Origin of the sequence: Micromonospora sp. NPDC047793 (genome assembly GCF_040642635.1) — a bacterium.
Classification (GTDB): Bacteria; Actinomycetota; Actinomycetes; order Mycobacteriales; family Micromonosporaceae; genus Micromonospora.
Genome location: NZ_JBEYSG010000003.1, coordinates 186,767 through 207,766, shown reverse-complemented (window position 1 = coordinate 207,766; position 21,000 = coordinate 186,767). Strand labels below are relative to the sequence as shown.

Below are 21,000 nucleotides of genomic sequence, written 5' to 3'. Positions count from 1 at the left end.
GGGCCTCGGACTATGATGCGGAAGATCATCCATGAGCAGCAGAGAGTAGTCGGTCGCGCTGAGAGCATGCTGAAAAGGGCCACCGGCGCGGCGACGAACCGGTCGTCGGGATGACGGGCTTTCCCGCCGCTCACGTGGGCGCCCGCCAAAAGGTTTTGTGGGGTTCCCACAACTCGGGTCGCCCAGGGTTCGGCGGTTACGACATGGCGCTGGCTGCCCATAGGCAGAACAGTGATCTGTGCGGGGGCCACCGTGCCCTGACGCGTGTCGCCGTAGGTCTACCGGAGGGGTCCGTCGGGTGTTCAGCCGTATCGCCATCGTCAACCGTGGTGAGGCCGCCATGCGGCTCATCCACGCGGTCCGGGAGCTGGCAGCGGAGACCGGATCCCGCATCGAGACCGTGGCCCTGTTCACCGACGTCGACCGCACCGCCACGTTCGTGCGTGAGGCGGACGTCGCGTACGACCTCGGGCCCGCCGCCGCGCGTCCGTACCTGAACCTCGCGACGCTGGAGCGGGCGCTGGTGGAGACCGGCGCGGACGCCGCGTGGGTCGGTTGGGGCTTCGTCGCCGAGGATCCGGCCTTCGCGGAGCTGTGCGAGAAGATCGGCGTCACCTTCGTCGGGCCCAGCCCGGACGCGATGCGGCAGCTCGGCGACAAGATCGGCGCGAAGCTGCTCGCCGAGCAGGTCGGTGTGCCGGTCGCGCCGTGGAGCCGGGGCGCGGTCGAGACGCTGGACGCCGCCCGCGCGGCGGCTGCCGAGATCGGCTACCCGCTGATGCTGAAGGCGACCGCGGGCGGCGGCGGACGCGGCATCCGGGTGATCACCGACGAGGCGGAGCTGGCCGACGCGTACGAGCGCACCAGCCAGGAGGCCGCGCGGGCCTTCGGCAGCGGTGTGGTGTTCCTGGAGCGCCTGGTCACCGGCGCCCGGCACGTCGAGGTCCAGGTGATCGCCGACGGTCAGGGCACCGCCTGGGCGCTCGGCGTCCGGGACTGCTCGGTGCAGCGCCGCAACCAGAAGGTCATCGAGGAGTCGGCGTCGCCGGTGCTCGACCCCGAGCAGACGGCCGAGTTGAAGACGTCGGCCGAGCGGCTGGCCGTGGCGGTCGGCTACCGGGGCGCGGCGACCGTCGAGTTCCTCTATCACCCGGGCGACCGGCTGTTCGCCTTCCTGGAGGTCAACACCCGGCTCCAGGTGGAGCACCCGATCACCGAGGCCACCACCGGCTTCGACCTGGTCAAGGCCCAGCTGCACGTGGCCTCGGGCGGACAGCTCACCGGGCGGCCGCCGGTCGAGCGCGGGCACGCCGTCGAGGCCCGGCTCAACGCCGAGGACCCGGACCGTGACTTCGCGCCCGCCCCCGGGCGGATCGCGCGGCTGGACCTGCCGGCCGGCCCGGGCATCCGGGTGGACACCGGCGTCAGCGAGGGCGACACCATCCCCGCCGACTTCGACTCGATGATCGCGAAGGTCATCGCCTACGGCCGGGACCGGGACGAGGCTCTGGGCCGGCTGCGCCGCGCGATGGCGGACACCACCGTGATCATCGAGGGCGGCGCGACCAACAAGAGCTTCGTGCTCGACCTGCTCGACCAGCCCGAGGTGATCGACGCGAGCGCGGACACCGGCTGGATCGACCGGGTCCGGGGCGCCGGTCGGCTGGTCGCGCACCGGCACTCCGGCGTCGCGCTGGCCGCCGCCGCCATCGGGGCGTACGAGGAGGAGGAGCGCGTCGAGCAGCAGCGGCTGCTGGCCACCGCCTCCGGTGGGCGTCCCCAGGTGCGGCACGCCAGCGGCACCCCGTCGGACCTCAAGCTGCGGGGCGTCACGTACCGGATGCGGGTGGCCCGCACCGGCGCGCACCGGTTCCGGGTCGGCATCGAGGCGGGCGGCACCGTGCACACCGCCGACGTCGAGCTGGACCGCTTCGACCGGCACACCGGGCAGATCGTCGTCAACGGCGCCCGGCACCGCCTGCTCACCGGCACCCACGGCCCGGTGCACCTGGTTGAGGTCGACGGGGTGGCGCACCGGGTCAGCCGGGACGAGGGCGGCGTGCTGCGCTCGCCGATGCCGGCACTCGTCGTCGCCACGCCGCTGACGGTCGGCGCCGAGGTCGAGGCGGGCGCGCCGGTGCTGGTGTTGGAAGCCATGAAGATGGAGACGGTGCTGCGGGCCCCGTTCCGGGCGCGGCTGAAGGAGTGCACCGTCTCGGTCGGCAGCCAGGTGGAGGCCGGCGCGGCCCTGCTGCGGCTGGAACCGCTCACCGACGGGGCGGCCGAGACGGTGGAGGCTCCGGTGACCTCCGTCGAGTTGGACCTGCCCTCCCGGCCCGCCGGGCTCCCGGCCCGCCAGCGTGTCCGGCGCGGTCACGAGGACCTGCGCGGCCTGCTGCTCGGCTTCGACGTCGACCCGCACGACGGCGGGCGGGTGCTCGACGAGTACCTGGTCGCGCGGCAGACCGCCACCGAGGAGGGGTACCGGCCGCTGGCCGAGGAACTCGACCTCGTCGACGTCTTCGCCGACCTGGCCGAGCTGAGCCGCAACCGGCCCACCGGTGAGGACGGCGAGGCCGCCCACGTGCACAGCGCCCGGGAGTACTTCCACACCTACCTGCAGAGCCTCGACGTCGAGCGGGCCGGCGTGCCGGACGCCTTCCAGGCCAAGCTGGCCCGGGCGCTCGGGCACTACGGTGTCGCCGAGCTGGACCGCGCCCCCGCGCTGGAGGGTGCCGTCTTCCGCATCTTCCTGGCCCAGCAGCGGGCCGCCGCCGACGCCACGGTCATCGCGACGCTGCTGCGTACCTGGCTGCGGGAGCCGCCGCCGGACGAGGCGCTGCGCGAACCGACCGGCCTCGCGCTGGAGCGGCTGCTGGCCGCGACGCAGGTCCGCTACCCGGTGATCGCCGACCTCGCCCGTGGGGTGGCCTTCGCCTGGTTCGCCCAGCCGCTGCTGCGTCGCAACCGGGCCCGGGTCTACGCCGAGGTCCGCCGCCACCTGCGGCACCTGGACACGGTGCCGGACGCGCCGGACCGCGCCGAGCGCGTCGCTGCCATGGTCCGCAGCACCGAGCCGCTGGTCCGGCTGCTCGGCCAGCGGTTGCAACGCGGCCACCTGGACAACACCGTGATGCTGGAGGTGCTGACCCGGCGGTACTACGGCAACAAGGGGCTGACCGGGGTCACCAGCCGCGAGGCGGCCGGCTGCCGTTTCGTGGTCGCCGGGCGCGCGGACTCCGAGCTGGTCTCGGCCGCCGTCGGCTTCGACGCGCTGGGCGACGCGCTGCGTGGGCTCGCCGAGCTGGCCGCCGACGGGCCCGCCGTCGACGCCGACATCTACCTCGCCTGGGAGAACCAGCCGGAGAGCTTCGACGAGATGGCGGCGGCCCTGCTGGCGGTCGTCACCGCGCACCCGCTGCCGCCGCAGGTCCGCCGGTTGACCGCCACGGTCGCCGGCAGCGGCGGGGCGGTGATGCACCACCACTTCACGTTCCGCCCGTCGAGCGACGGGATGGCCGAGGAGCGGCTGATCCGTGGCCTGCACCCGCACATCGCGCAGCGGATGCAGTTGGAGCGGCTGCACAAGTTCGACCTGACCCGGCTGCCGTCGGCGGACGAGGAGGTCTATCTCTTCCAGTGCGTGGCCCGGGAGAACCCGTCCGACGAGCGGCTGGTGGCGTTCGCGCAGATCCGCGACCTGACCGAGCTTCGGGAGCACGACGGCCGGCTGGTCGCCCTGCCCACCACCGAGGACACCGTGGCCGCCTGCCTCGACTCGATCCGGCGGGCGCAGTCCCGGCGGTCGTCGAAGAAGCGTTTCCACACCAACCGGATCGTCATCTACGTCTGGCCGCCGAGCAGCCTCACGCTGGAGGAGATGGAGAACCTCGCCGCCCGGATCCGCCCGACCACGGCCGGCGCCGGCCTGGAGGAGATCCTCTTCGTCGGTCGGCAGCGCAACCGCCGTACCGGCGAGCTGACCAAGATCGCGGTACGGATCTCCTTCGACGCCACCGGCGGAGCCGAGCTGTCCGTGGGCGAGCCGCCGGTGGAGCCGGTCGAGCCGCTCGACGACTACCGGCTGAAGGTGCTGGGCGCGAGCAGCCGCAACACGGTCTACCCGTACGAGCTGACCCGCCTGCTCGGCGACTTCGTCGAGCACGACCTGGACGACGCGCACGTGCTGGTGCCGGTCGACCGGCCGAAGGGACGCAACCGTGCGGCGATCGTGGCCGGTGTGGTCACCACCCCGACCTCCCGGCACCCGCAGGGCCTGACCCGGGTGGTGCTGCTCGGCGACCCGACCAAGTCGCTGGGCGCGCTCTCCGAGCCGGAGTGCCGCCGGGTGATCGCCGCGTTGGACCTGGCCGAGCGGATGCAGGTGCCGCTGGAGTGGTACGCGCTCTCCGCCGGTGCCCGGATCTCGATGAGCTCGGGCACCGAGAACATGGACTGGGTGGCCGCCGCACTCAAGCGGATCGTGGAGTTCACCCAGGACGGCGGCGAGATCAACATCGTGGTCGCGGGCATCAACGTGGGTGCCCAGCCGTACTGGAACGCCGAGGCGACGATGCTCATGCACACCAAGGGTGTGCTGGTGATGACGCCGGACTCGGCGATGGTTCTGACCGGCAAGCAGTCGCTGGACTTCTCCGGCGGGGTGTCCGCCGAGGACAACTTCGGCATCGGCGGCTACGACCGGGTGATGGGCCCGAACGGGCAGGCGCAGTACTGGGCGCCGGACCTGCCGGCCGCGCGGGACGTGCTGATGTCGCACTACGAGCACACGTACGTCGCGCCGGGCGAGCAGGGGCCGCGACCGGGCACCACCACCGACCCCGTCGACCGGGACGTCTCCGACTTCCCGCACGTGGTGGCCGGCAGCGACTTCACCACCGTCGGTGAGATCTTCTCCCCGGTGGCGAACCCGGACCGCAAGAAGCCCTTCGACATCCGTACGGTGATGCGGGCGCTGTCCGACCAGGACCACCCGGTGCTGGAGCGGTGGGCCGGCATGGCCGACGCGGAGACCGCGGTGGTGCAGGACGTCCACCTCGGCGGCGTACCGGTCTGCCTGCTCGGCATCGAGTCGCGTGCGGTGCCGCGCCGAGGCTTCCCGCCCACCGACGGCCCGGACACCTACACGGCGGGCACGCTGTTCCCCCGCTCCTCCAAGAAGGCCGCGCGGGCGATCAACGCGGCCAGCGGCAACCGGCCGCTGGTGGTGCTGGCCAACCTGTCGGGCTTCGACGGGTCGCCCGAGTCGATGCGCAAGCTGCAACTGGAGTACGGCGCCGAGATCGGCCGGGCCATCGTGAACTTCCGTGGCCCGATCGTCTTCTGCGTCATCTCGCGATACCACGGCGGGGCGTTCGTGGTGTTCTCCAAGGCGCTGAATCCCCGCATGACGGTGCTGGCGCTGGAGGGCTCGTACGCCTCGGTGCTCGGTGGCGCCCCGGCCGCCGCCGTGGTGTTCTCCCGCGACGTCGACGCCCGCACGGCGGCCGATCCCCGGGTCCGGGACCTGGAGGCCCGCGTGGCGTCCGCCTCCGGCGCCGACCGGGCCACGCTCACCGCCGAACTCGACGAACTCCGCTCGTCGGTACGCGCCGAGAAGCTCGGCGAGGTGGCCACGGAGTTCGACCGGGTGCACAACATCGCGCGGGCGGTCGAGGTGGGCTCGGTGGACGCGGTGATCCGCGCCGCCGAACTCCGCCCCCGCGTCATCGCGGCGATCGGGGCGACGGCGACCGAGTAGGACGGATCGCGACGGGGACGCCGGTGGCCGGATTCGGCTGCCGGCGTCCCCGTCGTCGGGCCACCCGCACGTAGGATCCGGCGGTGACCTCCGTACGCGACCAGCTCTCCGCGCCACAGCGGGACCTGCTGGACCGGTGGCTCCCCGACGCGACGGTGCTCCGGGACCTGGGGTGGGACCTGCTGCCGACCACCGTGCTGGAGGTCGCCTCGGACGGGGCACGCTACATCGTGAAGGCCGGTGGCCCCGAGGACCAGCACATCGCCCGTGAGCTGCGCGCCCACCACCAGTGGCTGACGCCGTGGACCAGCCGGGACCGCGCGCCGGTGCTGGTGCACGGCGACGAGTCGGCCAAACTGCTGGTCACCCGCTACCTCCCCGGTGAGCTGGTGCTCGACAGCGCCCACGTCGACGATCCGGCCGCCTACCGGCAGGCGGGCGAGTTGCTGGCCCTGCTGCACGCCCAGACCTCCGTCACCGACGACGACTACGAGAGTCGGGAGAACACCCGGGCGCTGGCCTGGCTCGCCGGTCCACACCGGATCGCCCCGGCGACGGTGCGGCGGCTGCGCGCCGAGATCGCCGACTGGCCGACGCCGCCGGCCACGCTGGTGCCGACGCACGGGGACTGGCAGCCCCGCAACTGGCTGGTCCACCGGGGGCGGGTCAGCATCATCGACTTCGGCCGGGCCGCGCTGCGACCGGCGTACACCGACCTGGGGCGGCTGGCCGTGCAGGACTTCCGGCGGAACCCGGCGCTGGAACGGGCGTTCCTGGACGGATACGGCGCCGATCCGCGCGAGCCGGGGAGTTGGCACCGGACCCGGGTCCGCGACGCGATCGGCACGGCGGGGTGGGCGTACCGGGTGGGCGACGAACGCTTCGAGGAGCAGGGGCACCGGATGATCCGGGACGCACTCGCGGCGACCGGGTAGCCCCCGCCGATGTCCCGCGCACCCGACGGTCCACCGGGCCGCCACCGCCTCTGGTACGCGCGTCCCGCCACCGACTGGCAGTCCCAGGCGTTGCCGATCGGCAACGGTCGGCTCGGTGCGATGCTCTTCGGCGGGCCGGAGCGGGACCGGATCCAGTTCAACGAGCAGAGCCTGTGGGGCGGGGCCAACGACTACGACAACGCCCTCGCCGGTCGACCCGACGACGACTTCGACCTGAGCGACACCGGCTTCGGGTGCTACCGGCCCTTCGGCGACCTGCTGCTCACCTTCGCCCTCGCGAGCGGCCCGGTCGCCGCCGACGGTGCGGGCCGGGTCACCGACTATCACCGGACCCTCGACCTGGAGACCGGCATCCACTCCACCGGTTTCGCCGTGGCCGGGCAGCGGGTCCGGCGGGAGGCGTTCGCCAGTCGGTCCGCCGACGTGCTGGTGCTGCGTTACCAGGCCGCACACCCCGGACCGCTGGACTGCGACATCGCCCTCACCAGTGCGCAGGGCGCGCCGGTGACCGTGGACGCCGCCGCGCGTACCGCCGCCTTCCGAGGCCGGTTGGGCAACGGCCTGCGGTACGCGGCCGGGTTGCGGCTGGCCGACACCGACGGGGTGGTCACCGCCGTGGGCGCGCGGCTGCGGGTACGGACGGCGACCTGGATGACGCTGCTGCTGGACGCGCGCACCGACTACCGGATGGACGCGTCGGCCGGGTGGCGCGGCAGCGCGCCGGAACCGGCCGTCGAGGCCGCTCTCGACGCGGCGGCGGACCGGCCCTACCCGACGCTGCGCGCGACGCACCTCGCCGACAGCACCGAGGTGGCGCGACGCGTCTCGGTCACCTGGGGCGACTCCGACGAGGACCTCCGCGCGCTCCCGACGGACGCCCGGTTGGCCCGCTACCGCACCGGCGGCGAGGACCCCGCGCTCGAACAGACCATGGTCGCCCTCGGCCGCTACCTGCTGTACAGCTCCTCCCGACCTGGCGGGCTCCCCGCCAACCTCCAGGGACTCTGGAACGACAGCGACCGGCCGCCGTGGGCCTGCGACTACCACACGAACATCAACGTGCAGATGGCCTACTGGGCGGCCGAGACGACCGACCTCGGCGACAGCCATCGCGCGCTGGTCGAGTTCGTCCGCCAGGTGGCGGTGCCGAGCCGCGTCGCGACCCGGCACGCCTTCGGCGCCGACACGCGGGGCTGGACGGCCCGCACCAGCCAGAGCATCTTCGGCGGCAACGCCTGGGAGTGGAACACCGTCGCCAGCGCCTGGTACGCGCAGCACCTCTACGAGCACTGGGCCTTCTCCCGGGACCGGGCCTACCTGCGGGACGTCGCCCACCCGATGATCAGGGAGATCTGTGAGTTCTGGCAGGACCGGCTGATCGAGCGGGACGGCGTTCTCGTCGCGCCCGACGGCTGGTCGCCGGAGCACGGCCCGCGCGAGCACGGCGTGACGTACGACCAGCAGGTCGTCGCCGACCTCTTCGGCAACTACCTGGACTGCGCCGAGGCGCTCGACGTCGACGCCGGGTACCGGGCCGTCGTCGCCGACCTGCGGACCCGGCTCGCGCCGCACCGGATCGGGCGGTGGGGCCAGCTCCAGGAGTGGCGGACCGACCGGGACGACCCGGACGACGTGCACCGGCACACCTCGCACCTGTTCGCGGTCTTCCCCGGCCGCCAGATCACCCCCACGGCGACACCGGATCTCGCGGCGGCGGCCCTGGTCTCGCTCACCGCCCGCTGCGGCGAGCGCGACGGCATACCGTTCGACGAGTCCGCCGTGCGGGGGGACAGCCGCCGCTCCTGGACGTGGCCGTGGCGGGCCGCCGTCTTCGCCCGACTCGGCGAGGCGCAGCGGGCCCGGCACATGATCCGTGGCCTGCTGCGCTACAACACGTTGGAGAACCTGCTCTGCGACCATCCGCCGATGCAGATGGACGGCAACGTCGGCGTCACCGCCGCCGTCGTCGAGATGCTCCTGCAGAGTCACCAGGGTCTCGTCCACCTGCTGCCGGCGCTGCCCCGCGAGTGGGCCGACGGGGAGTTCCGGGGCCTGCGCGCCCGAGGCGGCTACCGGGTCGACTGCACGTGGCGGGAGGGTCGGGTCGTCGACTTCGCGGTGGTGGCCGACCGGGCACCGCACCGCGATCCGGTCCGGGTCCGGGTCGACGGCGCGGACGTCTGGGTCACGCCGACGGCTCCCGGGGCCGGTCCTCGGCCGGGATCAGCCCCTCGCTGACCAGCTCCGCCCAGAGCGCGTCGGGCACCGGGGCGGCGAAGCGGGCCGCGTTGTCGGCGACCTGCGTGGCGGTGTTCATCCCGACGACCACCGACGCGACGGTCGGGTGGCGGGCCACGTACGCCATCGCCACCTGCGGCAGAGTCGTGCCGTGCCGTCGGCACACCTGCGCGATGCGGACGGCCCGCTCGCGCAACGGCGGCGGCACCGGGCCGTAGTCGTAGGTGTCACCCGGCTCGACGGTGGCCAGCACGCCGCTGTTGAAGACGCCGGCGGCCAGCACCGACACGCCGCGTTCCCGGCACCGGGGCAGCAGCCGTTCGGCCGCCGTCTGGTCCAGCAACGTGTAGCGGCCGGCGAGCATGACGGTGTCCACGTCGGTCTCGGCGACGAACCGCTCCAGCATCCGCGCCTGGTTCATGCCGACCCCGATCGCGCCCACCACCCCCTGGTCGCGCAGCTCGTGCAGGGCCGGATACGCCTCCCCGACGGCCTGGCGCCAGTGCGCGTCCGGATCGTGCAGCAGCACCACGTCCACCCGGTCCAGTCCGAGCCGGTCCAGGCTGGCCGTCAGCGACCGGAGCACCCCGTCGGCGCTGAAGTCCCAGCGGCGCACGTGGTCGGCGGGCACGTCGAACCCGCCGTCGTCGCGCAGGTGCGCGCTGGTGGGCGAGGGCACCAGCAGCCGACCGACCTTCGTGGAGACGGTGAACTCGTCCCGGGGACGCCCGGCCAGCGCCGCGCCCAGCCGACGCTCGGAGAGTCCGAGACCGTAGTGCGGCGCGGTGTCGAAGTAGCGGACGCCCATCTGCCACGCGGTGTCCACGGCGCACTGTGCCGTCTCGTCGTCGACCGCGTGGTACAGGTTGCCGATCCCGGCCGCGCCGAATCCGAGGGCGCTCACCGGGACCGCCGTGCGCCCCAGTCGGGTGTGTCGCATCGCCGTCTCCTCACGGGGCGTCGCCGTCGGCGACAGGTGGTCAGTTCTCGGCGGGGGCGCGCAGCCGCAGGGAGTGCATCCCGCCGTCCACGGCGAGCACGGTCCCGGTGGTGGCGCCGGCCGACGGGCCGGCGAGGTACGCGACGGCGGCGGCGACCTCGGTGGCGGCGACCAGCCGTCCGGTGGGCTGCCGGGCACGCAGGGCGGCCAGTTCGGCGGTCGGGTCGTCGGCGGCGTCGATCAGCCGGCGTACCCACGGGGTGTCGACGGTGCCGGGGTTCACGCAGGTGACCCGGATGCCCTCGCCGACGTGGTCCGCCGCCATGGCGAGGGTGAGCGCCTGCACGGCGCCCTTCGTCGCGCCGTACAGGGCCCGGTCGGGCAGGCCGGTGCTCGCCGCGATCGAGCCGATGTTGACGATCGCGGCGTGGGCGGAGCGCCGCAGGTGCGGCAGGGCCGCCCGGGTCACCCGGACCATCCCGACGACGTTGACGTCGAACACCCGGTGCCACTCCTCGTCCGGGTTGGCCTCGACGGTGCCCCGGGCACCGGTCCCGGCGTTGTTGACCAGCACGTCGAGACCACCGAGGCGGGTCGCGGCGGCGGTCACCGCTGCGGTCACCGAGGTGGGGTCGGTGACGTCGCACCGCACCCCGAGCAGCGGTGCCGGTACGCCGGAGGGGTCCAGGTCGAGGCAGGCCACCGACGCTCCCCGCGCGGCCAGCAGTCGGGCCGTGGCGAGGCCGATGCCCGAGCCGCCACCGGTGACCACCGCTGCCAGCCCGGTGAACTCGCCGGTCACGACGCCTGCCCGACCGTCTGACGTTGGGTGCCGAGACCGTCCACCTCAAGCTCGATCACGTCGCCGGGACGCAGGTACGGCTTCGGTTCCGACATCCCGAGCGCCACGCCGGCCGGGGTGCCCGTGTTGATCACGTCGCCCGGTTCGAGCACCATGAACTGGCTGACGTACCGGACCACCTCGGCGACCCCGAAGATCATGTTCTTGGTGCTGCCGTCCTGACGGCGCGTGCCGTTGACGCTCAACCGCAGACCGAGCTGCTGCGGGTCGGGCACCTCGTCGGCGGTGACCAGCCACGGGCCGAGCGGGTTGAACGTCTCGCAGGATTTGCCCTTGTCCCACTGGCCGCCGCGTTCGAGCTGGAACTCCCGCTCGGAGACGTCGTTGGAGACGGTGTAGCCGGCGACACAGGCCAGCGCCTCGTCGTCGCTGTCCAGATATCGCGCGGTGCGGCCGATGACGACGGCGAGTTCGACCTCCCAGTCGGTCTTGACGCTGCCGCGCGGGATCAGCACCTCGTCGTCCGGGCCGATCACGGTGTTGGACGCCTTCATGAACAGGATCGGTTCGGTCGGCAGCCGCGCGCCGGTCTCGGCCGCGTGGTCGGAGTAGTTCAACCCGACGCAAACGATCTTGCCGGGGCGGGCGATCGGCGCCCCGATCCGTGGCGCGGGGTCCGCGAGCAGCGGCAGCCGTCCCTCGGCGAGCGCGGCGCGGACCCGGGCCGGGCCGTCCCCGGCGAGGAAGGTCCCGTCGATCTCGGTCACCAGGTCGGAGAGGTCCCGCAGACGGCCGTCCCGGTCCCGTGCGGCGGGGCGTTCCTGACCGACCGCGCCCACTCGAAGTAGCTTCACGCCGCACCTTTCGGACAGAGATCGACCTTGCTGCATCGTTATAGAGGAGTCACGACGGTGTCGGCAAGGGGTCGCCGGAGCGGGGCACGGCGGTCACCCCGCGCCGCGGCGTACGCCTCGACATCGCCCCGGCTCCCCTGCCCCGCACGCCTCCGCTGGCCCGCACGGCCGTGCGGGCAACTACTCGTCAGGGCTCCAGCGGTGCGGTCGAGCCGGCGTCGAGCGCCTGCCGGGCCCGCTCGACACCCGACCGGATCATCGCGCCGTACCCGTCGTCGGGGAGCGCGTCGAGGTCCGCCACCGCCGCCGCCAGGTGGCGGCGCGCCTCGGCGGCGTCGCCGGTCCGCCGGTGGGCGTCGGCGAGGTTGAGCCGCAGCGACGGCAGGAACGCCCGTACCCGCAGCGAGTCGTGGTACCGACGGGCCCGCTCGTCGCTGAGATCGGTGATCGCGGCCAGAGCGCGCTGGTCCCAGGCCAGCTCGTCGGTGACCGAGTCCTGGAGGTCGGCGAGGAAGTGCGCGACGGTGCACCGGTGCAGCGCGTCACCGTCCGCCCCGATCGTCTCCCAGAGGCGTTCCAGCGCGTCCCGCGCGCCCGCGCGGTCCCCGGCGTGCCCCGTCTCGACGGCAGCGCCGATGGCGGCCATCACGTCATCCGTCACGTCCGTCGTGGACTCCGGCACGGGCTGCTCCTCCTGGTCTTCGTGACCGGTGGCGGGCCGCGACGGCGGATGGCGCACCGGGCGGGTCGGATGTCCCGCACCGCACCAGGATGTGCCCTCGACCGGGTCGAGGGTCAAGACCGGTCGGCCGCCGCCGGGCCACACCGTCGGGCCAGCCACAGCCAGGTCGTCAGCTCGTGTGCGACGACACCGCCGTGGGTGTCGACGAGGTCGGCCAGCGCGCCGTGCAGACGGGTCCGCTGCGCCTCGGGCAGCATCCGGTGCGGCGAGAAGGTGGAAAGCAGGGTGAGGTAGCGCGCGGTGTCGTACGGCACCACGGTCACCACCCGCTCGTGCGTGACGTCGGTGAACCCGGGTGCCGTACGCAGCTCCTGCGGATCGAACGCGCCCGGGTGCCGGGTGTGCACCGGCCGTCCGGGCAGGTCGGCGATCTCCGGGGCGTACCGCTGGTAGACCGCGTCCATCGCGGTGCGCAGTCCCACGTCGGCGAACCCGTAGTCGTGCCCGAAGATCGCGAGCACCCCGCCGGGTGCCAGCGCCTCGGCGGCCATGTCGGTCCGTCGGGTGTGGTCCACCCAGTGCCACGCCTGCGCGCTGGCCACCAGATCCACTCCGCCGGGCGGCGGACGCCAGTCCTCGAACCGGCCGACCACCACCGACACCAGGTCGTCGCCGGTGAAGCGCCGCGCCAGCAGCGCGGCCATCGCCGGATCCGGCTCGACACAGGTCAGCGGTACGTCGAGACGACGCAGCAACGCGCTGCCCTTGCCGGTGCCCGCGCCCGCCTCCACCACCTCGGCCGGTGTGCGGGTGGTGTACCCGGTGATCAGGTCCAGCAGCGCGGCCGGATAGTCCGCCCGGCTCCGCTCGTACGCGTCGGCGACCTCGCCGAACACGGTCCGCTGCTCCCGTGGCACCGCCATGCCGCCACCCTACGGAAGAAGTCCGGCGGCCGTGGGGACCCGGCGGGGCGTCGGCGCGAGCTGGCCCAGCTCGCCGTGCAGGCGGGCGGCGTCCTGGCGGGGCGGTAGGCCGAACTGGCGGCGGTACTCGCGGCTGAACTGGGACGGGCTGTCGTAGCCGACCTGCCGGGCGACGCCGGTGACGTCGTCGGGACGGGTGGCGAGCAGGAGCCGGGCCTCCTGCAACCGGATCTGCTTCTGGAACTGGATCGGACTCATCGCGGTGACCGCCTGGAAGTTGCGGTAGAAGGCGGAGACGCTCATGCCGGAGAGCCGGGCGAGATCCTCCACCCGGAACGCCCGGGAGTAGTGCTCCCGGATCCACCGGACCGCGCGGGCGACGTGGCTGAGGCTGCTGTCGGCGAGACCGAGCTGCCGCACGGTGGCCCCGTGCTCGCCGGTCATCAGCAGCCAGAGGATCTCCTGTTTGACCAGTGGCGCCAGCACCGTCGCGTCGCGTGGCCGGTCGAGCAGGCGTACCAGTCGGACGGCCGCGTCGAGCAGCTCCGGGGGTGCGTCGCTGACGGCCAGGCCGGACGGCGCGCCGCCGCCGACCGGCGGCAGGTCTCCGGGCGCCGCCCGCAACAGCACCTCGGCGACCGCTGTCGGACGCAGGACCAGGCCGACGCCGAGCGCCGGGTGGTCGGGGTCGATCCCGAGGAACTGGCCGGTGACCGGCAGGTCCACCGAGGCGACGAGGTACTGCCCGGCGCGGTACTCGTACACCCGGTCGCCGGTCGCGAGTCGTTTCGCGCCCTGGGCGATGAGCGCCAGCACCGTGCCCGACATCGACGGCGACGGCGGCCCCGACCGGCCGACCCGCGAGATCAACAGGTCGTCGATGGCGGTGTGCTGGTCCGGGCGGGCATGGCGGTCGAGCAGGTCACGTAACTCGTCGAGGCTCACCGGACCATTGGAGCAGAAGAACGATCCTCGCCACAACGAGAGGATCAGGCAAGAGCACAGGACCATCGTTCTAACGTCCTCGCTGCCCCGGCTGCTTGTATGGGTGAGTCGATATCTCATCGACAGCGTCCCCACTGGAGGAATAACCGACATGACCATCGACCACGGCTTCCACGCCACCATGACCGCACAGCCCGGCATGGGCGACGAGGTGGTCGCGCTGCTGCTCGACGCCCCCGCGCTGACGCACCCGGACTGTGTCGTCTTCCTGGTCGGACGCTCGGCCGGCGACCCCGACGTCGTCCACCTCACCGAGGGCTGGACCAGCCGGGCGGCCCACGCCGAGTTCTTCACCACAGCCCCGGCACGCGACCTCGTCACGCGACTCGAACCGCTGCTCGCCGCCGAGGCGACCTACACCGACGAGGTGCCGGTCGGCGGTAGAGCCGCCCTCTGAGCCGACACCCACCCCCGCCGACCCGAGGACCCGCCATGACGTTGCCCCGCCCCGACCTCGACCCCGACCTGCGGGCACTGCTCGCCGACCTGCCGCTGGTGGCCCGACTCGACGCCGACGTGCTCGAACAGATCCGGCCCTACGCCACCACCCCCGTGGAAACCCTGCTCGACGGCGTGTCGGTGGACCGACAGGAGATCACCGTCCCGGCCGCCGACGGCACCCCGATCCCGCTCGCCGTGCTGCGCCCCGCCGGGAGCAGCGACGGCGCACCGGCACCGTGCGTCTACTGGATCCACGGCGGCGGGATGGTCCTGGGCGACCGCTACGCCCAACTCGACATCCCGCTCGAATGGCTGGACCGCTTCGGTGCCGTGGTCGTCTCGGTGGACTACCGGCTGGCGCCCGAGGTGACCGGCACGACCCTCGTCGAGGACTGCTACCAGGGTCTGCTCTGGACCGCCACGCACGCCGCCGACCTGCACATCGATCCGGCCCGCCTGGTCGTCGCCGGGGCCAGCGCGGGCGGCGGCCTGGCCGCCGGGGTGACCCTGATGGCCCGTGACCTCGGCACTCCGCCGATCGCCGCCCAGGTGCTCATCGGCCCGATGCTGGACCACCGCAACGACACCACCTCCAGCCGGCAGTACTCCGGTGGACCCGGTGTCTGGACCGGCGAGTCGAACGAGTTCTGCTGGCGCTGCGTCCTGGGTGAGGAGACCGATCGACCGGTGCCCGCGTACGTGTCGCCGACGCTCGCCGACGACCTGGGCGGACTGCCCACCACCTACGTCGACGCCGGCTCGGCCGAGGTCTTCCGGGACGAGAGCGTCGACTACGCCAGCCGGATCTGGGCCGCCGGTGGTCAGGCCGAACTGCACGTGTGGGCGGGTGGCTGCCACGGTTTCGACGCGATCCTGCCGCAGGCCGCCATCTCCACCACGGCCCGCCGTACCCGCACCGACTGGCTCGCCCGGGTGCTGAGCTCCGACGAAGGGAACCACTGACCATGCGTATCGCCATCGTCACCGGCGGCAGTTCCGGCATCGGCCAGAGTGCCGCGCTCCAGATCGCCCGACGCGGCACCGGGGTGATCCTCACCTACCAGAACAACCCGACCGGGGCGCACGACACGGTGGCGCGCATCGAGAGCGACGGTGGCCGCGCCGTCGCGTTGCCGCTCGACCTCGGCGACTCCACACGCTTCCCGGCCTTCCACGACGCGGTGGTCACCGCGCTGCGCGACACCTGGCAGCGGGACACCTTCGACTACCTGGTCAACAACGCCGGGGCGAGCCGGACGGCGACGTTCGAGGACACCACCGAGGAACTCTTCGACGACCTCATGCGGGTGCTGTTGCGAGGGCCGTACTTCCTCACCCGGACGCTGCTGCCCCGGCTGGCCGACGGCGGCGCGATCGTCAACGTCGCCAGCAACGCCGTCGGTGCCGGCCTGGAGTTTGGCTACTCCGCCTACGGCACCATGAAGGGCGGCCTGGTGGTGCTGACCCGCTACCTGGCCAAGGAACTGAGCGGGCGGGGTGTACGGGTCAACTCGGTCTCCCCCGGCTCCACCCGCACCCGCATCGCCGGCGACGCCTTCGCCCGGCACCCGGAGGTGATCCCGCAGTTGGCGGCCCAGACCGCTCTCGGCCGGGTCGGTGAACCGGACGACATCGGGGTGGCCATCGCCGCCCTGCTCGACGACGCGGGCCGATGGATCACCGCCCAGGACATCGAGGTGTCCGGCGGTTATCGGCTCTGACGGGGGCGGCCGGGGCGGGTGGCTCGTCCGCCCGCCCCGTCGACCGGGCACCATGGTGGCCGACAGGAGGGTTGGCGACGACGCGGCGTAACGGGCATGATCGTGTTTCGCTGCGAGGGACCGTCCGGATCGTCAGATCGGGGTGGCAGGAGGGACGCCGTCGATGACGCCGGCACAACTACGCGCGTACGTCGCGGTGGTCCGGATGGGTTCGGTCAAACAGGCCGCCGCGCAACTCGACGTCTCCGAGTCGGCCGTCTCGTTGCACATCGCGCAGTTGCGCAAGGAGTTCGGCGACAAGTTGTTCACCCGTACCGCCGTCGGGCTCGCCTTCACCCCCGGCGGGCTGCGGCTGGCCAGCCGGGCCTCGGAACTGCTGGGCCTGCAGGACCGCACGGTGGTCGAGGTGACCGCGGCGGCGCGGGGACGACGGATGTTGCGGGTCGCCGCGTGCAGCCTCTTCGCCGAACTCGCCGCACCCGGCCTGATCAAGCTGTTCACCCGGCGCGCCGCCGACCTCGACGTCGAGCTGAGCGTGCGCGACGCGGGTTCCTTCGAGACGCTGCTGCTGACCCGCGCCGTGGACATCGCGATCGGTCCGCAGCCGCCGGTGGTCGACCCGGCGATCACCTGCCGGCCGGTGATGAACTACCGGCTCGTGACCGTCGTCGGACCGGAGCATCCGCTGGCCGGAGTGCGGGCGTCGGCGGCCCAACTGCGCGAGCAGACCTGGCTGCTCGGCCCCTCGGGCACCGCCCAACTGGGTGCGGTGCCGGCGATGCTGCGCCGACTCGCCGTGCCCGAGGACCGGCAGCAGATCTTCCAGAGCCACGCCGCCGCGCTCGGCGAGGCGAAACGGGGCAAGGGCATCGCGCCCGCGCTGGCGTTCACCGTCGCACCCGAGGTCCGCAGCGGTGACCTGCTGCTGCTGGCCGGGCCGCACACCCCGGTCGAGGACGGCTGGCACTCGCTGCTGCTGTCCAGTGCGGGTGCGCCCTCGGCCGCCGCGGAGCTGTCCCGGTTCGCCTCCACCTCCCGCGCCATCCAGGCGATGATGCGCGGCGCGGGCGTCAGCGTGGGTCACTTCAAGCCGGCGGTCCACGTGACGCTCTGGAGCTGACCGGCGGCGTCCAGCAGGTCCTGGAACGTACCGGCCGGCAGCAGCCGGTCGCAGTAGGGCAGCGCGGCGGCCATGCCGGCCACCCGGGGGGCGAAACCGGGTGCGCCGGCACGCGGGTTCAACCAGACGATCCGGTACGCCCGACGGCGCAGCCGGGCCATGGCGGCGGCGAGGTCGTCGGGCGGGTCGCTGTCCCACCCGTCCGACCCGATCACCACCACGGCACCGCGAACGAGATCGCCGTGGTGGGAGGCGAGCAGCGTCCGCACGTTGGTGGCGATCCGGGTGCCGCCGAAGCGGTCGGTCACCGCCACGCCGGCCCGGTCCACCGCCTCGACCGGCGAGGAGTGCCGCAGCACGGTGGTGAGCCGGGTCAGCGTCGTCGCGAACGCGAACACCTCGGCGTCGCTGACCGTGGCGAACGCCCGCATCAGGTGCAGGTAGGCGGTCGCCTGGGCCCGCATCGACTCACTGACGTCGCAGAGCAGCACCACCCGGCGCGGTCGGCGGACCTGCCGTTCGCGTACCACCTCCACCGGCTCCCAGCCGGTGCGGCGGGCCCGCGCCACGGTCGGTCGCAGCGCGATCCGCCGTCCGGCCGGACTGACCCGGTGCCGCCGGGTACGCCGGGTCGGCCAGCGGCGCACGGCAGCCCGCAACACCTCGCCGAGCAGCGCCACCTGCCCGTCGTCGAGGTCCTCGAACGGCCGGTCGGCGAGCCCGGCGAGGGCGGCCGGACGCCGCTCGGGCAGGCGCAGCGCCGCGTCGGACTCCTCCGCCTCGGCCACCGCCGGAGGCAGCGTCGCCCAGGGCAGCCCGCCGCCCGAACCCGCGCTGTCGGTGTCGGCGGGCAGCGGCACGTGCACCTCGTCGCGACGACCCGGCCCGGTCGCCGCCGCACGGGTCACCGGCAGCGGCGGCGCGTCGGCGAAGACCGCCTGGAAGACGGCGTCGAAGGTGGCCAGGTCGGCGTGCCGCCGCACCAGGCTGACCCGGGCACTCCAGTACAGCGTCGACCGGTCCGCCGGGGGCGCGGCGACGATCGCGCGGACGAAGTCGTCGACCTGGGTGAGCCCGGCCGGTACGCCGGCACGACGCAACCGGTCGGCCAGCGCCACGGCGAACGCGGCGCGGTCGACGCCGCGCAGCACCCCTGCGGTCACCTGCGGGCGATCAACCAGGCGATCACCGCGCCGACCACGACGAGACCGACGACCAGCGGCACCACGCGCTTGGTGATCGACCCACCGGCGATGCTGAGCAGGTCCAGCGCCTCGTCGTCGTCGCTGTCGGCAGGAGTCGGCGCGGCGGCGCCCCGGGTCACCGGTGCGACGGGGGCCGATGCCGGTTCGGCGACCACGGTCTGCCGCGTGGTCGTGGCGTCCCCGGTGGTCGTCGTCGCGGCGGCGGGGGCAGCGGTCGCGGTCCGCAGGGGGTCCCCGCCGCCGGCGGTCGCCTCGGTGCCGACGGCTTCGGTGGCAGGGGCGAGGTCCACCGGGTTCGGGTGCGCCCCGGCGGTGACGGTCTCCCCCGCCGCCGCGGACGCGTCGGTCGCCGCTGCGGCGTCGGTCGGGGCGGGCGCGGGGCGCGACGTGGCCGAGGCGGGCGCGGCGTCCACCGTGGCCGGTGCGGCGGCGGGCGGCGCCTCGGTGGCGGGTGCGGCGGTGCCGGCCTCCTCGGCCGCCAGCTTGGCCTCCAGGTTGGTGACGAACTGGGCGAGCAGCTTGCCCGACACCTCCTTGATCATGCCGCTGCCGAACTGGGCCAGCTTGCCCGAGATCCGCAGGTCGGTGTCGACGCTCACCAGGGTCCGGTCGCCGTCGGGACGCAGGGCGGCGGTGACCACGGCGGCGGCGTTCGCCGCCGAGCGGGCGTCGCGGCCCTTGGCGTCGATCACCGCCCGGTACGCGGCGTCGTCCTTCTCGACGAACTGCGCGGTGCCGGCGAACTCGGAGACGACCGGGCCCACCTTGACCTTCACCTTGCCCTTGTGGACGTCGCCGTCGACGCCGGTGAGACGGGCACCCGGCATGCAGGGGGCGATCCCCTCCAGGTCGGTGAGGACCGCCCAGGCCCGATCGATCGGGATGTTGACCACGAAATCATTGTTGAGCTTCACGATTGACTCTCCTGGAGTGTGCCGAGCGCGGCGGCCACGGTGACGCGGTCGTCGGGGGTCTTGGCGATGGTGCCGATGGTCCGCAGGACGTCGTCACCGGCGAGGTCGGTGGCACCGAGCACGGACAGCGCGGACACCCAGTCGATGGCCTCGGCCATCCCGGGCGCCTTGTCCAGGTCCCGGCCGCGTACGGCACCGACGAACTCGGTCGCGGTGCGGATCAGCGGCTCGGCGGCCGTCGGCACCGCCCGGCGGACGATCTCGGCGGCCCGGTGCGGCTCCGGGAACTCGATCCAGTGGTACAGGCAGCGACGGCGCAGCGCGTCGTGCAGTTCGCGGCTGCGGTTGGAGGTGAGCACGACGATCGGCGGGGTGTGCGCGGTGAACGTGCCGAGTTCCGGGATGGTGATGCCGGCCTCGCCGAGGAACTCGAAGAGCAGCGCCTCGAACTCGTCGTCGGCACGGTCGATCTCGTCGATCAGCAGCACCGGCGGCACCGGCCCCGGATGGCGTACCGCCCGCAGGATGGGCCGTTCCTGGAGGAACTCGGCGCTGAACAGGTCACCGTCGGTCAGCCGGGACCCCTGCGCCTCGGCGAGCCGGATGGCGAGCAGTTGCCGCTGGTAGTTCCACTCGTAGAGCGCCTCACCGGCGGTCAGGCCCTCGTAGCACTGCAACCGGATGAACGTGGTGTCCAGTGCCCGGGCCAGCGCCTTGGCGACGGCGGTCTTGCCGACGCCGGGCTCCCCTTCGAGCAGCAGCGGCTTGCCGATTCGCAGGGCCAGGAACAGCGCCATCGCCAGGCCGTCGTCGGTCAGGTAGTCGACGGCGTCGAGGCGACGCGCGACGTCGGGCGCGTCCTTCACCGGGCCTGCTCCGTCAGCAGTCGATCGTAGTCGGCGCGGGTGTCCACGTCGATCGGCACCGGCCCGTCCACCGGCAGCTCGGTCACCGGATGACGGCCGGAGTGCAGCAGCTTCCACACGGCCTTGTCGCCGTGCAGGTCGGCCAGGTCGGGGAAGACCGCCCGGCCGAACCGGAACGGGTGCCCCGGCCCGTCGGCGTACCGGCACACCCCGAGCGGCGCGTCCGTGGCGGCGAGCCGCCGCACGTCGTCGGCGCGGACGCCGGGCTGGTCGCCGAGGAGCAGCACGAGCGCGTCGGCGCGCGGGTCGACCGCCCGCACGGCGGTGCTGATCGACGAGCCGCACCCGGTGCTGAAGGCCGCGTTCTCCACCACCTCGCACCCGGTCAGGTCGACCCGGTCCCGGACCTGGTCCGCCGCGCCGCCGAGGGTCACCAGCAGCTGCCCGAAGCCGCACGAGCGGGCCAGGTCCAGGGTCGCGTCGAGCAGGGTCCGCCCCCGGTACGGCAGCAGTTGCTTGGCCTCACCGAGACGCACCGACGCCCCTGCGGCGAGTACCAGACCGGTCACGTT

The 21,000-nt window shown here is 73.4% G+C and carries 17 protein-coding genes; 7 read left to right on the top strand and 10 right to left on the bottom strand.

The features are described 5' to 3' along the window. Positions 1-298 precede the first annotated feature (298 nt). The 3 genes from ABZ738_RS08610 (at position 299) to ABZ738_RS08600 (ending at position 8,955) form a co-directional block, all read left to right on the top strand. Positions 299-5,761, top strand: a complete 5,463-nt coding sequence (locus tag ABZ738_RS08610; protein ID WP_176093956.1) for a carboxyl transferase domain-containing protein — start codon at positions 299-301, stop codon at positions 5,759-5,761. 83 nt (positions 5,762-5,844) lie between these two features. Continuing rightward, entirely contained in the window at positions 5,845-6,696 is an 852-nt protein-coding gene (locus tag ABZ738_RS08605; RefSeq protein ID WP_217706014.1) for a phosphotransferase, read from the top strand. Positions 6,697-6,705: 9 nt separating this feature from the next. Next, positions 6,706-8,955 carry a glycoside hydrolase family 95 protein gene (locus tag ABZ738_RS08600; RefSeq protein WP_176093955.1) on the top strand — a complete coding sequence of 750 codons (2,250 nt, stop codon included), beginning with the start codon at positions 6,706-6,708 and terminating at the stop codon, positions 8,953-8,955. Here the strand turns inward: ABZ738_RS08600 and ABZ738_RS08595 are convergent. The 6 genes from ABZ738_RS08595 to ABZ738_RS08570 form a co-directional block, all read right to left on the bottom strand. After that, complete coding sequence (locus ABZ738_RS08595; protein WP_176093954.1) at positions 8,903-9,895, bottom strand: aldo/keto reductase; 993 nt, start codon at positions 9,893-9,895, stop codon at positions 8,903-8,905. The genes ABZ738_RS08600 and ABZ738_RS08595 overlap by 53 nt on opposite strands. A 40-nt stretch (positions 9,896-9,935) precedes the next feature. Continuing rightward, positions 9,936-10,697 (bottom strand): SDR family oxidoreductase, encoded by a 762-nt coding sequence (locus ABZ738_RS08590; RefSeq protein WP_176093953.1) that lies wholly within the window; start codon positions 10,695-10,697, stop codon positions 9,936-9,938. Further along, a complete protein-coding gene (locus ABZ738_RS08585) occupies positions 10,694-11,551 on the bottom strand; it encodes a fumarylacetoacetate hydrolase family protein (RefSeq protein WP_176093952.1) in 858 nt (285 codons plus the stop codon). The genes ABZ738_RS08590 and ABZ738_RS08585 overlap by 4 nt, the downstream gene beginning before the upstream one ends. Before the next feature lie 187 nt (positions 11,552-11,738). Then, the gene (locus ABZ738_RS08580) at positions 11,739-12,197 is read right to left on the bottom strand and encodes a hypothetical protein (RefSeq protein ID WP_176095818.1); all 459 of its coding nucleotides are present in this window, start codon (positions 12,195-12,197) and stop codon (positions 11,739-11,741) included. Between the two features lie 149 nt (positions 12,198-12,346). Next, positions 12,347-13,156, bottom strand: a complete 810-nt coding sequence (locus ABZ738_RS08575) for a class I SAM-dependent methyltransferase (protein WP_176093951.1) — start codon at positions 13,154-13,156, stop codon at positions 12,347-12,349. Positions 13,157-13,165: 9 nt separating this feature from the next. Further along, entirely contained in the window at positions 13,166-14,101 is a 936-nt protein-coding gene (locus tag ABZ738_RS08570; protein ID WP_357211977.1) for an AraC family transcriptional regulator, read from the bottom strand. A gap of 151 nt (positions 14,102-14,252) precedes the next feature. Here ABZ738_RS08570 and ABZ738_RS08565 point away from each other — a divergent pair, with 151 nt between their 5' ends. The 4 genes from ABZ738_RS08565 (at position 14,253) to ABZ738_RS08550 (ending at position 17,443) form a co-directional block, all read left to right on the top strand. Next, positions 14,253-14,558: an antibiotic biosynthesis monooxygenase gene (locus ABZ738_RS08565; RefSeq protein WP_131054840.1), complete on the top strand. Its 306-nt coding sequence runs from the start codon at positions 14,253-14,255 to the stop codon at positions 14,556-14,558. Positions 14,559-14,593: 35 nt separating this feature from the next. After that, positions 14,594-15,565 (top strand): alpha/beta hydrolase, encoded by a 972-nt coding sequence (locus ABZ738_RS08560; protein ID WP_357211975.1) that lies wholly within the window; start codon positions 14,594-14,596, stop codon positions 15,563-15,565. Between the two features lie 2 nt (positions 15,566-15,567). Then, entirely contained in the window at positions 15,568-16,323 is a 756-nt protein-coding gene (locus tag ABZ738_RS08555; protein WP_357211973.1) for an SDR family oxidoreductase, read from the top strand. Between the two features lie 163 nt (positions 16,324-16,486). Continuing rightward, complete coding sequence (locus ABZ738_RS08550) at positions 16,487-17,443, top strand: LysR family transcriptional regulator (protein ID WP_176093948.1); 957 nt, start codon at positions 16,487-16,489, stop codon at positions 17,441-17,443. Here the strand turns inward: ABZ738_RS08550 and ABZ738_RS08545 are convergent. The 4 genes from ABZ738_RS08545 to ABZ738_RS08530 are packed head-to-tail and all read right to left on the bottom strand — an operon-like array spanning position 17,404 to position 20,997. Next, positions 17,404-18,606 carry a VWA domain-containing protein gene (locus ABZ738_RS08545; protein ID WP_357211971.1) on the bottom strand — a complete coding sequence of 401 codons (1,203 nt, stop codon included), beginning with the start codon at positions 18,604-18,606 and terminating at the stop codon, positions 17,404-17,406. The two genes, ABZ738_RS08550 and ABZ738_RS08545, sit on opposite strands and share 40 nt — an antisense overlap. Further along, on the bottom strand, positions 18,603-19,562 hold the full coding sequence (locus ABZ738_RS08540; protein WP_357211969.1) for an SRPBCC family protein: 960 nt from the start codon (positions 19,560-19,562) through the stop codon (positions 18,603-18,605). Before ABZ738_RS08540 ends, ABZ738_RS08545 begins: the two co-directional genes overlap by 4 nt. Further along, complete coding sequence (locus tag ABZ738_RS08535) at positions 19,559-20,428, bottom strand: MoxR family ATPase (protein ID WP_357211967.1); 870 nt, start codon at positions 20,426-20,428, stop codon at positions 19,559-19,561. Before ABZ738_RS08535 ends, ABZ738_RS08540 begins: the two co-directional genes overlap by 4 nt. Beyond that, positions 20,425-20,997 (bottom strand): nucleotidyltransferase family protein, encoded by a 573-nt coding sequence (locus tag ABZ738_RS08530; protein WP_357211965.1) that lies wholly within the window; start codon positions 20,995-20,997, stop codon positions 20,425-20,427. The genes ABZ738_RS08535 and ABZ738_RS08530 overlap by 4 nt, the downstream gene beginning before the upstream one ends. Positions 20,998-21,000 lie beyond the last annotated feature (3 nt).

What these genes read in the sequence shown, in the direction of transcription:
- ABZ738_RS08600 (WP_176093955.1), top strand. Translation starts at nt 6,706, where the DNA reads ATGTCCCGCGCACCCGACGGTCCACCGGGCCGCCACCGCCTCTGGTAC.
- ABZ738_RS08595 (WP_176093954.1), bottom strand. Translation starts at nt 9,895, where the DNA reads ATGCGACACACCCGACTGGGGCGCACGGCGGTCCCGGTGAGCGCCCTC.
- ABZ738_RS08580 (WP_176095818.1), bottom strand. Translation starts at nt 12,197, where the DNA reads ATGGCCGCCATCGGCGCTGCCGTCGAGACGGGGCACGCCGGGGACCGC.
- ABZ738_RS08575 (WP_176093951.1), bottom strand. Translation starts at nt 13,156, where the DNA reads ATGGCGGTGCCACGGGAGCAGCGGACCGTGTTCGGCGAGGTCGCCGAC.
- ABZ738_RS08565 (WP_131054840.1), top strand. Translation starts at nt 14,253, where the DNA reads ATGACCATCGACCACGGCTTCCACGCCACCATGACCGCACAGCCCGGC.
- ABZ738_RS08560 (WP_357211975.1), top strand. Translation starts at nt 14,594, where the DNA reads ATGACGTTGCCCCGCCCCGACCTCGACCCCGACCTGCGGGCACTGCTC.
- ABZ738_RS08555 (WP_357211973.1), top strand. Translation starts at nt 15,568, where the DNA reads ATGCGTATCGCCATCGTCACCGGCGGCAGTTCCGGCATCGGCCAGAGT.
- ABZ738_RS08550 (WP_176093948.1), top strand. Translation starts at nt 16,487, where the DNA reads ATGACGCCGGCACAACTACGCGCGTACGTCGCGGTGGTCCGGATGGGT.